The 12,860-nt window shown below is 71.3% G+C and carries 11 protein-coding genes; 6 read left to right on the top strand and 5 right to left on the bottom strand.

What is annotated here, in order from left to right; translation table 11 throughout:
- Positions 1-60: 60 nt before the first annotated feature.
- Genes IZR01_RS42295 through IZR01_RS42275 form a run of 5 tightly spaced genes read right to left on the bottom strand, consistent with a single transcriptional unit; the run spans position 61 to position 5,111 of the window.
- Positions 61-1,095: an NAD-dependent epimerase/dehydratase family protein gene (locus IZR01_RS42295; protein ID WP_194927114.1), complete on the bottom strand. Its 1,035-nt coding sequence runs from the start codon at positions 1,093-1,095 to the stop codon at positions 61-63.
- A complete protein-coding gene (locus IZR01_RS42290; protein WP_194927113.1) occupies positions 1,092-1,955 on the bottom strand; it encodes a Gfo/Idh/MocA family oxidoreductase in 864 nt (287 codons plus the stop codon). Before IZR01_RS42290 ends, IZR01_RS42295 begins: the two co-directional genes overlap by 4 nt.
- Positions 1,956-1,975: 20 nt before the next feature.
- The gene (locus IZR01_RS42285) at positions 1,976-2,815 is read right to left on the bottom strand and encodes a carbohydrate ABC transporter permease (RefSeq protein ID WP_194898268.1); all 840 of its coding nucleotides are present in this window, start codon (positions 2,813-2,815) and stop codon (positions 1,976-1,978) included.
- Positions 2,816-2,835: 20 nt separating this feature from the next.
- Positions 2,836-3,798, bottom strand: a complete 963-nt coding sequence (locus tag IZR01_RS42280) for a carbohydrate ABC transporter permease (RefSeq protein ID WP_194898267.1) — start codon at positions 3,796-3,798, stop codon at positions 2,836-2,838.
- 2 nt (positions 3,799-3,800) lie between these two features.
- Positions 3,801-5,111 (bottom strand): ABC transporter substrate-binding protein, encoded by a 1,311-nt coding sequence (locus tag IZR01_RS42275; RefSeq protein ID WP_194927112.1) that lies wholly within the window; start codon positions 5,109-5,111, stop codon positions 3,801-3,803.
- A gap of 270 nt (positions 5,112-5,381) precedes the next feature.
- Between IZR01_RS42275 and IZR01_RS42270 the strand changes: the two genes are divergently transcribed.
- The 6 genes from IZR01_RS42270 to IZR01_RS42245 all read left to right on the top strand — a co-directional run.
- Complete coding sequence (locus IZR01_RS42270) at positions 5,382-5,771, top strand: RidA family protein (protein ID WP_323746638.1); 390 nt, start codon at positions 5,382-5,384, stop codon at positions 5,769-5,771.
- Complete coding sequence (locus tag IZR01_RS42265; RefSeq protein ID WP_194927111.1) at positions 5,768-7,066, top strand: aspartate aminotransferase family protein; 1,299 nt, start codon at positions 5,768-5,770, stop codon at positions 7,064-7,066. The genes IZR01_RS42270 and IZR01_RS42265 overlap by 4 nt, the downstream gene beginning before the upstream one ends.
- Positions 7,067-7,070: 4 nt before the next feature.
- On the top strand, positions 7,071-8,654 hold the full coding sequence (locus IZR01_RS42260; protein ID WP_194927110.1) for a CocE/NonD family hydrolase: 1,584 nt from the start codon (positions 7,071-7,073) through the stop codon (positions 8,652-8,654).
- Positions 8,655-8,755: 101 nt separating this feature from the next.
- A complete protein-coding gene (locus tag IZR01_RS53825) occupies positions 8,756-9,634 on the top strand; it encodes an IclR family transcriptional regulator (protein ID WP_194927115.1) in 879 nt (292 codons plus the stop codon).
- Between the two features lie 50 nt (positions 9,635-9,684).
- A complete protein-coding gene (locus tag IZR01_RS42250) occupies positions 9,685-10,719 on the top strand; it encodes a Gfo/Idh/MocA family protein (protein WP_194927109.1) in 1,035 nt (344 codons plus the stop codon).
- Between the two features lie 52 nt (positions 10,720-10,771).
- Positions 10,772-12,860, top strand: a 2,089-nt coding sequence (locus IZR01_RS42245; RefSeq protein ID WP_194927108.1) for a hypothetical protein, incomplete at its 3' end; no start/stop codon positions are given.

Genomic DNA, 12,860 nt, shown 5'->3' with positions numbered 1-12,860 from the left:
GTGGGTGGGCGGGGATGACCATTCCGTCGCGCAGGCGCCGGCGCTTGTCGTCGGTGAGCATCAGAACCGTCCCGCGCGCTCGGTGAAGTGGGTGGGCTTGTCCAGCAGCGCTCCGCCTTCCTGGAGCCAGACGACCGTCCAGTCGAGCATCTGGTACAGCGACACCTCCGGGTAGCCGAACAGGCCGAAGCAGCGGGCCGCGTTGGACAGCAGGGCGGTCGGCGACTCGGTGCCGGCGAAGACGGGTTCGCGGTCGAGGCGGCGGCCGAGTTCGGTGGCGAGCCAGCGGACGGAGGCGGTTTCCGGGCCGGTCACGTTGAGGACCAGCGGCTCCTTGCCGGAGCTGTCGGCGTGCGCCAGGGCGCTGAGCGCGTAGCGGTTCGCATCGCCCTGCCAGATCACGTTGACCAGGCCGTTGCCCAGGTCGACCGGATTGCCGGAGAGCACCGCGCGGGCGATGTCGGTGAGGACCCCGTAGCGGCAGTCGATCGCGTAGTTCAGGCGGATGATCGCCAGCGGGCTGCCGGTCGCGGCCGCCTGGTAGGCCAGGATCCGCTCCCGTCCGAGGCACGACTGCGCGTACTCGCCGACCGGGTCCGGTGCGACGTTCTCGTCCGCGCCGCCGGAGGTCGGCGGCAGTAGCGGGTAGACGTTCCCGCTGGAGAAGGCGCTGATCCTGGCTCCCGCGTAGCGCTGCGCCACCCGGCCCGGCAGATAGACGTTGGTCGCCCAGGTCGGCGCGGCGTCGCCGGTGGTGCCGAACTTGCGCCCGACCATGTAGACGACGTTCGGGGCGTCGGGCAGACCCGCCAGCGCCGAGTCGTCGCCGAGGTCCGCGCTGACCGTGTGCACCCCGGCCTGGTCCAGTTCGGCGCGGGCCGAGGAGTCGGAGAACCGTGACACCGCGTGGACGGTGCGCCCGCCCGGCAGCCGGTCGAAGGCAGCGGCGGCCATGCGCGCCAGGCTGACGCCCATCTTCCCGGCCGCGCCGAGCACCACCAGGTCGCCCTCGGTCTTGGCGAGTTCGAGGATCAGTCGTTCGTCGGGCTCGTGGACCCGCCTGGCGATGTCAGCCAGCGTCGTGGTCGCGGTCATGAAAGGTGGGCTCCTGGTTCGGAAACGGCAGCGAGGTCGAGGGCATCGGAGACAGCGGCGAGGAAGCGGACGGAGCGGAGCAGTTCGTCGTAGGGGACCGGCGGCACACCGCTGCGCACCATCGCGAAGAACGCGTCGAGTCCGGGGTAGAGATAGTGGTCGTCCAGTACGGGCTCCGCAGTAGCGAGGGAACAGTCCTCTGCGACGACGGAGAGATGGAACGGCACCGGCTTCGGATCCGGGCGGACCATGGTGACGGTGACCGCCGTCCCGCCGACCGCCGCGCAGGCGACGACCGCGTCCCGGGTCCGCGTCACCTGGACCGCGCCGACGTCCCCGCGACACAGCGTCAGCGCCATCTCGACGGGATGCACTCCGTAGAAGTGGACGCCGCCGTGCGGACTGTCCGGATCGACCGGGCCGGTGGCGGCGACCGCGGACGGCGGCGCGTCTGCGATCAGCGCCCGGACCTCAGGCAGCCACCGCAACGCCGAATACGAGGTGAGCGGCGCGTCATAGCGCTGGGCCGCGCGGATCATCGCCTCGGCGTCGGCCACGCTCACCGCCAGCGGCTTGTCGACCAGGACCGGCAGCCCGGCCGCCAGCAACGGCAGCGCGTGCGCCGCGTGCCGCCCGCCGTGCCGGTCGGTGACGATGACCGCGTCCACCAGCCCGATCAGGTCTTCGGCGGCGGGCACCACCGGCAGCCCGACGTCGCGTTCGCCGGTCGAGCCGCTCGCGCCGGGTTCCGAGGCGACCGCGACGATCCGCGCGTCCCCACCGCGCCCTTCGGCGTTGCAGTACCGGATCATGTGATCGACGTGCGTGCTCTCAGTACCGACCAGGCCGATTCTCATCATTGTGGAACCTCCAGTCCCGGTCATTTGCTGTATCCGGCAGAGATGCCCTCGATGATCCGGCGCCCGAGCACGATGTAGAGCACGAGCAGCGGCGCGATGAGGATGACCAGACCGGCGAACAGCACCGAGTAGCGCGATCCGGTGTACTGCATCGTCTGCGTGAAGTTGTAGAGCGACAGCGACAGCGTCGTCTTGGTGTGCAGCATGACGAGCGCGAAGAACGTCTCGCCCCAGTGCCCGATCGCCTGGAGCACGAAGATCGTGATCAGGCCGGAGCGCGCCAGCGGCAGCATGATCCGCCAGAACGTGTAGCCCGGCCCGGCCCCGTCCAGGGCCGCGGCCTCTTCGAGCTCGACCGGAAGCGACCGGAAGAACGCGGTCAGCAGGAACAGCGCGTAGGGGATCCCGGCCCCGGTGTAGATCAGCATCAGGCCCCAGACGGAGTCGACGAGCCCGATGCGGTCGAAGGCCACATACAACGGGATGAACATCGTCTGCGCCGGGATCCCGAGGCCGAGGACGAACAACGCGGTGTGCAAGCCGCTGCTGCGCATGCGGAACCGGGACAGCGCGTAGGCGGCCGGGGCGGCCAGCAGGATGCACGCCAGTCCGGAGCCGATGATCAGCAGCAGCGAGTTGCCCACGCCGGCGCCGAACTGCGCCGACACCCACGCGGTCCGGTAGTTGCTCCAGATGAAGTGCTTCGGCCACGACCACGGGTGCAGCGCCATCTCGCGGGTGGACTTCAGCGAGGACAGCACGATCCACACGATCATCAGGACGTTGACCGCCACGATCGCCCACGCGACGGGCACCGTCACCAGGTGCCCCCAGCCGCGGTGCCGTTTGATCTTCGTCATAAGTACTCCGTTCCCGGCGGCTAGTAGGTGTCGGCGTCCCGGCGCAGCACGCGGCGCGCCAGGAACATCAGCAGGCCGGTCAGGAGCAGGACGATGACGCCGCAGGCCGCGGCGATCCCGTAGTCGGCCGTGCCGTCGGGGTTGAACGCCTCGGCGTAGGAGTACATCGCGAAGTTCCAGATGTTCGTGGGCGGCAGCGCTCCGGACTCGGCCGAGAACACCAGGAGGAACTCGAACGTCTTCAGCGCGCCGACGCACCACAGCACCGAGCACACGCTGACGACGTCCTTCATCAGCGGGAAGGTGACGTAGCGGAACCGCTGGAACGCGCTGGCCCCCTCGATCTCAGCGGCCTGATAGAGCTCCGGCGGGATCCGGTCCACGGCCGCCATGAAGATCACCGTGTAGACGCCGGAGGACAGCCAGGTCATGCCGATGAGGATGACCTTGAACATGTTGTCCTGCGCCAGCCACTCCGGGTGGCTGTGCACCCCGACGTCGGCGAGCAGCGTGTTGACCAGACCGTCGGGGTTGAACAGGTAGCCCCACATGATAGAGATCGCGATGCCCGGCACCAGCGAGGGGAAGAACACCACGGCCCGCGCGAACCTGCGGCCGGCCATGTCCTGCAACAGGATGGTCATGCCGAAGGCGATGGCGAAGACCGCGGCGCCGACGCCGACCACGATCCAGAACGTGTTGACGAAGGAGGTCCGGAACACCGGATCCCGGAACATCGCCGTGTAGTTGTGCAGCCCGGCCCACTGCATCGGGCCGGCGCCGGCCCAGCGGTTGAGGCTGAGCCAGAGCGTGAACAGCGTCGGCGCGACCATGATCAGCATGTAGACGGCCAGCGCCGGGTAGACGAAGGGGACGAACATCCGCCGGCGCGCACGGTGGAACGGTGAGTGCCGCCGGCCGGGTCCGACCGGCCGGGTGCCGCCGCCTTCCGTCGTGGGGCCGACCACGATTGCCGAGGCCATCCTCAGCCCTTCGTCTTCCAGTAGTCGGCGCTGTCCGAGCTCATCGAGTCGATGAACTGCGCGGCGCTGAGCTTGCCGAAGATGAGCTTGTCGTCCAGGCCGAAGTAGATCTTCGCGTTGTAGTCGGCCAGCGAGGCGGGGGAGCGGACGGTGTTGACCTGTCCGGCGTCGATCGCCTGCTTCACCGCCTGGACCGCCGCCGGCGCCGGGACGTCCTTGGCGATCGGGATGTTCTGCATCTTCGTCGCGACCTGTTCCTGATAGCCGCGTTGGAGCAGGAAGGCGGCGAACTTCTCAGCGGCGGCCTGGTGCTTGGAGGACTTCAGGACGCCGATCCCGCTCACGGTCACGTTCAGCGGGGGAGCGCTGTGTCCGGCGACCGCCGGGAAGGCGAACGACCGGTAGTCGAACCCGGGAGCCGCGACCGGGCCGACCTCGCTGGGCAGCCAGCTGCCGTTGACGTTGAAGTCCGCCTCGTTGTTGGCCCACTTGTTCTCCATCGCGGGGAACTTCGAGGCGTCATAGCCGTCGGTGAAGTACCCGCCCTTGGCCAGGCGCTCCACGAGCTGCGCGGCTTGCAGGTAGCCGGGCTGCTTCCAGGTCTGGCCGGTCTTGTCGGTCTCGGCCTTGTTCAGCGCGTCCGGACCGAGGATCGAGGCCAGGAAGTCGTTGTAGAACACGGCGTTGTAGGAGGTGACGCTGCCGTCCTGGGCCAGCGGCCGGCGGTTCTTGGCCTTCTGGGCGTCCAGGATCGCGAAGAACGCGTCCCAGTCCTTGGGCGCGGCGTTCGCCAGCGCCGGGAAGTTCTGGCCGTTGTAGAACACGACGCCGGTCGCCGAGGCCCAGTACGGCACCACGACCGGTCCGCCGGTGGTCTGCCCGGCGGCGTTGGTCGGGGTGGCCAGCGAGGTCGCGGCCGGGCCGACGACCTGGGCCACCGTCTGGCCGGTGCCGGGTACCTGCTGCTGGTAGGCGCTCGTCAGGTCCAGCATGCCGCCGGCCGGGTAGAGCACGTTCTGGATCTGGCTGGCGCTGGTCTCCACGACGTCGGTCGGCACGTCCGGGGAGTTCAGCGCCGGCAGCAGGGATTTGACGACGGCGTTGCCCTTCCACTGCACCGTCACCTTGATGCCGGTCTGCTTCTGGAAGTCGTCGACGGCGGCCTGGAGGAACTGCTGTCCCGGCTGGCCCTTGAGCCACTGGCTCCAGATCGTCAGGTGGTCGCCGCCTCCGCCGGAACCCGCCGCGCCGGCGCCGCCGGCGCTGCTGCCGCCGCACGCGCTCGCGCACAGCGCCACTCCCGCCAGAGCCACACCCGCCAGGAGGGGAGGTTGTCGTCGCCGCATGGCTCACTCGCTTCCGTTAGTGAACTCGCCGTATCGGTTGCTGAAACTCTGCTGTGCAGAGGTTCGACCCTCCCGCCTCTTGTTGTCAAGGGCCTCCGCACCTGACAGTGCCGCTCAGCGTGCGTGGCGGGGCCCTGGCTCGGCGATGGCGGGAGGCGAGGGTTGACGCTCCTTGCTTTCTGGGCTCTAGTTTAGTGAGCAGAACGAGTATTTCATTTCTGAATGAGGAGCGTCGTCGTGATCGAAGCTGTCGCGAGCCCGTCCGGAGCGCCCCCGGCCGGTCCCTACTCCCCGGCGGTGCGGGTCGGTGACCTGCTGTTCGTGTCCGGCCAAGGGCCCTTCGACGCGGCCGGGGAGCGGTGCGGGCAGACCTTCGCCGAGCAGGCGCACGCCGTGTTCGACAACCTCGCGGCGCTCGCGGCGGCGGCCGGGACCGGTCTGGACCGGGCGGTCCGGCTCGGCGCCTACCTCAGCGACCACGGGCATTTCGGCGAGTGGAACCGGGTCTGCGCGGCTCGGCTGAGCGCGCCCTATCCGGCCCGGACGACGGTGCCGGTCGCGCTGCCCGGCTTCGACATCGAGGCCGACGCCGTGTTCTGGATCCCGGAGCCGGAGGAGCGCGCGTGACCACGTCGCAGGCGGCCACCCGGACCGTGGAGCTGCGGGACCGGGCCGAGGCCGTGATACCCGGCGGCGTCAGCTCGAACGTCAGGCTCCTGGCACCGCGCGTGTTCTTCGAGCGCGGCGCCGGGCCCAGGCTGTGGGACGTCGAGGGCAACGACTACGTCGACTACCTGCTCGGCCAGGGGCCGGCATTCCTCGGCCACGCCCACCCGCGGGTCACCGAGGCGGTCGCCCAGGCGGTGCGCTCCGGCATGGTCTACGGCGCGCAACACGTCCTGGAGGTCGAGGCGGCCGAGCGGTTCATCGCCGCCGTGCGGTGGCCGGACCTGGTCCGGTTCGGGGTCTCCGGGACCGAGTCGGTCCAGGGCGCCCTGCGCCTGGCCCGGGCCGCCACCGGGCGGCGCCGCCTGCTGCGGTTCGCCGGGCACTACCACGGCTGGGTCGACAACGTGTTGATGGACTTCGGGGCCGAGGGCGGCGGCCCGGCCAGTCTCGGCCAGCCCGCCGACGCGCTGGCCGACTGGCTGGTGGCGCCGTTCAACGACACCGAGGCGCTGGCCGAGGTGTTCTCGGCGCACGGGGAGGAGATCGCGGCCGTCATCGTCGAGCCGATGATGTGCAACCAGGGCGCGATCGTCGCCGAGCGGGACTTCTTGGAGGCGCTGCGCGCACTGGCCACGGCCCATGGGACGGTGTTGATCTTCGACGAGGTGATCACCGGTTTCCGGCTCGCCCTCGGCGGCGCGGCCGAGCACTACGGGGTCACACCGGACCTGGCCGTGTACGGCAAGGCGCTGGCCGGCGGCTGGCCGGTGAGCGCACTGGCCGGGCGCGAGGAGTTGATGGGCCGGTTCGGTACCGGCGAGGTCAACCACTCCGGGACCTTCAACGCCTCGGTCATGGCCGCCGCCGCGGTGGTGGCGACCCTGGAGGTGCTGACCGAGGATCCGCCGTACGAGCGCGTGGCCGACCACGGGACCAGGCTGCGCGCCGGGCTGGCGGAGCTCGGCGACAAGCACCAGGTGCCGTTGCGGATCCAGGGCCTGCCCGCGGCGTTCCACGTCTCCTTCGGCGGGCCGCGGTCCGCCGGCGGCTCCGCGCCGGTCCGCGATCTCAGCGGGCTGCGGGAATTGGACCTGGTCCGGTACGCCGATTTCTCCCGGCTGCTGGCCGAGCACGGGGTATGGGTCGCCGGCCGCGGCATCTGGTACGTCTCGGCCGCGCACGGGGACGCAGAGCTCTCCGACGCGCTGGACCGGGTCGACGCCGCCCTCGCGGCGGATTCCGGGACGGCCTGACCGCATGGGCCTGATCGTCGAGACGGCCCGGGTCCCGATGCGGGACGGGACGGTCCTCACCGCCGACGTCCTGCGTCCGGACCGGGGCGGGCCGCTGCCGGTCCTGCTCTCCCGGACACCTTACGGCCGGGCCCATTCACGGCAGGTCGAGGACGTCGTCGGGATGGCCCGGGCCGGATGGGCCGTCGTGGTCCAGGACGTGCGCGGCCGGGGCGAGAGCGGCGGCGTCTTCGAGCCCTTCCACCAGGAGATCGCGGACGGCGCGGACACGGTCCGGTGGTGTGCCCGGCAGCCGTGGTCGGACGGCAAGGTCGCGATGTTCGGCGCCTCCTACCGGGCCGCCACGCAGTGGCTCGCCGCTCGGGCCGGTCCGCCCGGCCTGGTCGCGATCTCGCCTTCCGTCAGCCCCGCCGGGTTCGCCGAGGGCTGGACGTTCGAGGGCGGCGTGCCGGTCCTCGGGTTCACCCGCGCCTGGGCGCTGGGGCTGGCCGCGAGCGGGTCCGCGCCGGACGAGAAAGCCGCCCGGCGCGCGGCGGAGCTGCGTGACCTCCCGCCTGAGCCCATCGCGGAGGAACCGTGGGGCGAGATCTTTCCCCCCGCCAGGAACTGGGGGACTTCGCCCAAGCAGAAGTACTGGGCGAACATCGCCGGCGGCGGGACCGCGCCGCCGGTGGCCGGGTTCCATGTCGCCGGATGGCACGACGTGTTCTGCGAAGGCGCGCTGGCCGCCTTCCGCGCCGCCCGGCACAGCGGGAAGCCGCAGCGGCTCGTCGTCGGGCCGTGGACGCACGGCGACGTCGGCGGCCGCGTCGCGGGGGAGCTGGACCAGGGGGTGAACGCCGAGGGCGCCCGCGTGGGGCTTGCGGAGGAGCGCCTGCGCTGGCTGCGGGCGGCGCTCAAGCCGGAGGCGGCTGACTTGGGGGTGACGGTGTCGGTCTTCGAGATGGGTGCGGATCGGTGGCTGGAGCTGCCGGACTGGCCGCCGGCGGAGACGGAGACCGAGGCCGGGCGGCGGACGTTGCGGCTCGGCGCGGACGGTGTGCTGAGCGAGGTTCCGCAGGGGACTGCGACGGCCGGCTTGGGCCCACGGACCGGCCCGCGGACCGTCGCGCATGATCCGCACGATCCGGCGCCGTCTCTGGGCGGCCGGCTGTTCGGCGTGTGGCCGCGCCCCGGTCCGGCGGACCAGGCCGAGGTCGAGCGCCGGCCCGACGTCCTCACCTACACCTCCGCGCCGCTGGCGGCCGAGCTGGACGTGGTCGGAACGGTCCGCGCACGGCTGCGGGTCCGCGCCTCGACGGCCGTCGCCGACGTGGTGCTGCGGCTGTGTGACGTGTATCCGGACGGCCGGTCCTATCCGGTCGCCGAGCACGGCCACCGGCTGTTCAGCGCGCCCGACCGCGATCAGGACCTCGCGCTGGACGTGGGCTCGACGGCGTGGCGAGTGCGGCCGGGCCACCGGATCCGGTTGTGCGTCGCCCCGGCTTCCTGGCCGCGCCTTGCGGCCCTGCCAGACCGCTATACGCTGACCGTCATCCACGCTCCTGATGCCCCGTCATGGTTGGAGCTCCCGACGTTCCGTCGATAAGATGAAACACATCATTCACTGATCGAGACACGAGGCATGCGGTGGCAGTGACCAGGTCGGCCAAGCGGAGGACGGACGAGCTCGGGGAGCCGACGGAGCCGGTGCAGGCTCCAGAGGCTCCAGCTCCAGACGCCCCAGAGGAAGGCGGTCCGGACGGGTCGGAGGAGCGCGACTACTCGGTGCGGGCCGTCGCCCGGGTCTGCGCGATCCTCAACCTGCTCCAGGAGTCGGTCGACGGGGTGTCGCTCATCGACGTCGCGGAGGCCACCGGCCTGCCCAAGTCCTCGGCGTTCCGCTATCTGTGGACGCTGGAGACCCGGCGCTACGTGGAGCGCGACCCCGCCACCGGCATGTTCCGGCTGGGTCTGGGATTCGTCGGGATGCAGTCCCGGCACCTGGAGGTGCTGCGCCAGCGCGCGCGCCCGGTGCTGGAGCGGCTGCGCGACGAACTCGGCGAGACGCTGAACCTCGGCGTGCTGGACGGCGACACCACGATCTACCTCGACATCGTCGAGAGCCGCCGGGGCGTCCGGCTGGCCGCCACGCGCGGCGACCGGGACCCGATCCACTCCACGGCGCTGGGCAAGGCCATCGCGGCCCGCCTGCCCGAGGCCCAGGTGCGCGGGATACTGGCCGCCGGGATGCCGGCGCGCACCGCCAACACCATCACCACGCCCGAGGACTACCTCAACGAGCTGGGCCGGGTGCGCCGCCTGGGGTACGCGTTCGACGACGGCGAGAACGAGATCGACGGACGTTGCCTGGCGGTGCCGATCGAGGGCACGCCGTTCCCGGCGGCGCTGAGCCTGAGCGCGCCCTCGGCCCGGTTCCCGCTGCGGCAGGTCGAGGAGGTCGCGACCGCGCTGAAGGCCGCGGCGGCGACGCTGACCGCGGTCCCCGACGTGCCGGTGCTGTCCGGTGGCGCCGGCGCTCCCGGCGCCTCCGGCGCTTCCGGCGCTTCCGGCGCTTCCAAAAAATGAAATAACCATTTTGCTTGACGGAATGGCGCCTCGGATAGTCTGATGAGGACATGCGATTCGGAGTGCTCGGCTGTGGTTCGTACGGCGTGGTCCACGCCAAGGTGATTTCCTCGATGCCCGATCAGGCCCGGCTGGTCGCGGTGGCCGACGCGGTCCCGGACCGGGTCGCGGCGGTGGCCGGGGAGCTCGGCTGCGAAGCGGTCGAGGGACTGGAAGCGCTGTGCCGGCGCCCGGACATCGACGCGATCAGCGTCAGCATCCCGCACGGCCTGCACGCCGACGCGGTCGTGACCGCGCTCGAAGCGGGCAAGCACGTGCTGGTGGAGAAGCCGCTGGACATCAGCCTGGCCGCCGCCGACCGGGTGATCGAGGCCGAGCGCCGGAGCGGGCTGACCGTCGGCGTGATGAGCCAGCGCCGCTTCGAGCCCGCGGCCGTCCGCGTCAAGGCGGCGATCGACGCCGGGGACCTGGGACGGCTCACGTCCGGCGTGGCCGAGACGACGAGCTGGCGGCCGCAGTCCTACTACGACTCGACGGCCTGGCGCGGCACGGCGGCCGTCGAGGGCGGCGGAGCCCTGATGACGCTGGGCGTGCACTCCCTGGACCTGCTGCTGTGGTTCCTGGGGGAGCCGGTCGCGGTGCAGGCGCAGGCCGGACTGCTCGCGCACGAGCGGATCGAGGTCGAGGACACGCTCGTCGGGACCGTCCGGTTCGCCTCCGGCGCCGTCGCCGGGGTCAGCGCGACCACCGCGGCCTACCCGGGGCGCGACTCGCGGGTCGCGGTATACGGCGACCTCGGCAGCGCCCAGGTCGGCGAGCGGGAACTCGGGTATCTGCGCACGACCCGCCTCCAGCCGGGGACCGAGCGGGTCGCGGCGTCGGCCGCCTACCCCGAGCACTCCGCACTGTCCGGTGGTGACGCCATCGACATCTATGGCGCGGCGCAAGCCCAGTACCGGGACTTCGTCGCCGCCGTCCGCGACGGTCGGCCGCCGGCGATCGGCACGGCCGACGGACGGCGGGTGCTGGCCACGGTGCTGGGGCTTTACGAGTCCGCGCGTACCGGCGACACCGTCAAGCTGTGATGGGCGGGGCGCTGTGGTGAGTGCTGTGATGGGCGGTGTGACGGGCGCTGCGATGAGCGAGCTGCTGGGGCTGGTCGAGGGGTTGCCTCTGACGCGCGTGGGCGATGAGGAGGAGGCAGGGCTGCTGCTCACGTCGCTGCCGTGGCCGCGGGTCGAACCGGTCCCGGTGTCGCTCGGCGGGCAGCCCACTGATGCTTTGCGGCTGGGGCGGTGGCCAGGCACTGGGTTCGCGCGACGGCTGCTACTGGCGGCGGACGCTGGGGCGGCTGGAGTCGCTGGAACCGCGCCCGCGACGCTCCCGACCGTCCGCCAGGTCGCGGCTCGCGGAGCTGGCGACTTGCCGGCGTGGGCGGCGATGGAGGTCTTCGAGCGGAGCCCGGAGCCCGGCTACGTCTGGGAACGCAGCCTGCTCAGACTCGGGTTCGGCGGCCGGTCGGTCGGCCTGGCGATGGGGTTGCGGACCGGCGGGGTCGTGCACTGGTGGGAGGCCTGCCGCCTGGTCGTCGTGGAGGAGACCGAGGAACGTCTGACGGTCGAGATGGGCGGCACGATTGCGCACCGGCATCTCACCGGTGCCGACCACCGGGAGCAGCCCAGCTACACCAACACGTTCGTCCACCTGCACAACTGGCTCAACGCGAGCATCCACGTGCGGCTGCACCGCAACGGCGTGTGCGAGGTCTTCGCCCGGCACGTCAACGCACGGTTCGTGGACGACGGGCTGGCACTCGAAGATGTCGTCCCGGTGCTGGGTATCCAGGCCGCCGAGCCGGCTGATTCGTCTGACTTGCCGGAGCGCTGGGACGGCTCGTCCCGCCTGCTCACGGTCGGCGCCGCACGCTTCGACTTCGCCGAGGTCTCCCGGCTGGCGACGCCGACGCGGCCCGGCGACATCAGGAACGAAGACGGCTGGGTGGTCCTCCAGCCGTACGCGGGTGTCGAGGTGTTCGGCGGCGCCTGTCCCGATGAGCAGACCGGCGACCCGTTCCTCTTCCGGGCCGAAGACCGGACCTTCCCGCGCGGAATGGCGCGTGCGCTTCGCTTCTCACTGAGTCTGTCGGACCGCTCACCCACAGTCGTCCGCTATCTCGCGCCGGACTGGTGGTACGGCCTGTGCGAGGAGCTCACTACCCGATCGGTGCTGCCGATCACGACCGCGGACGACGACCGGAGCCTGCGGGCGGCGCGGCGGTGGGTACGCGAACACATGGTGCGTGGCGGGTTCGAGGACGCGACCGTCCCGCGCAACGATCTCCAGCGGTGGGACCTGCCCGACGGCCCGCGCTACGAACCCGGCTGGGAGGGCGAGCTCCCGTACGCGCTGCTGCTCGACGCCTGGCGGACCGGGGACGGGTACCAGGACGCGTTGCGCGCCGGGTATGCGATCACTGACATCGCGGTCGACCACGCCGCGAAACTGATGCGGATGCACGGCCACCCGCCGAACGCGCTGTCGCTGCCGATGAGCAGGATGCAGGGCACGATCGCCGCCTACCTGGAGACCGGCGACCCCTTCCTGCTGCGTACCGCGCAGACCGTGGTGGAAAGCGCGCATGCGACGCACCTGAACTCGTGGCCGAGGCTCGCCGTCGGCCGCGACGCGTGCTATCTGCGGGCCGCGATCCTGCTCTACCGCTACTTCGGCGACGAGCACTTCCTCCGGCTGGCCGACGAGGGCGCGCAGACCGTGGTGGCCAGCCAGCGTGCCAACGGCACCTTCGGCGACCAGGGCGGCGGCGCGGGCATGCACGCCTGGATGGGGTACATCACCAAGCCGTGGATGGGGTTGCTGGCCCTCGGCGGTGTGCTGGACCGGCTGGAACTCCTGCCGGAGGGGTCCGCGCCGGAGGAGGCGGGCATCGGGTCGCTGCACGACGCCGTGCTCCGCTTCGGCGCCTGGCTGCTGGCCGAACGCGGCGACGGAGGCTGGTCCTATCAGCACGACTACGACGGCCGCCGGACCCACGAGGACCTGCGGACCGGCAAGGTCTATCCGCTGCCGACTCCGCCGCCGTACTGGCACCACGACACGTTGGCGCGGTTGCTGGCTTACTGTTCGGTGAGCACCGGGGATCCGGCTTATCTGCGGGCGTGGCGCGAAAGCCATGACCTGTTCTGGACGGGGGGTGTGGGTGTGGGTG

The organism is Catenulispora pinisilvae (assembly GCF_015356865.1).
GTDB classification, from domain to species: Bacteria; Actinomycetota; Actinomycetes; order Streptomycetales; family Catenulisporaceae; genus Catenulispora; species Catenulispora pinisilvae.
Note: the sequence above shows the minus strand (reverse complement) of the source record. Positions and strands in the feature narration are given on the sequence as shown.

What these genes read in the sequence shown, in the direction of transcription:
- IZR01_RS42285 (WP_194898268.1), bottom strand. Translation starts at nt 2,815, where the DNA reads ATGACGAAGATCAAACGGCACCGCGGCTGGGGGCACCTGGTGACGGTG.
- IZR01_RS42260 (WP_194927110.1), top strand. Translation starts at nt 7,071, where the DNA reads ATGGGCCTGATCGTCGAGACGGCCCGGGTCCCGATGCGGGACGGGACG.
- IZR01_RS42250 (WP_194927109.1), top strand. Translation starts at nt 9,685, where the DNA reads ATGCGATTCGGAGTGCTCGGCTGTGGTTCGTACGGCGTGGTCCACGCC.
- IZR01_RS42290 (WP_194927113.1), bottom strand. Translation starts at nt 1,955, where the DNA reads ATGATGAGAATCGGCCTGGTCGGTACTGAGAGCACGCACGTCGATCAC.
- IZR01_RS42280 (WP_194898267.1), bottom strand. Translation starts at nt 3,798, where the DNA reads ATGGCCTCGGCAATCGTGGTCGGCCCCACGACGGAAGGCGGCGGCACC.
- IZR01_RS42295 (WP_194927114.1), bottom strand. Translation starts at nt 1,095, where the DNA reads ATGACCGCGACCACGACGCTGGCTGACATCGCCAGGCGGGTCCACGAG.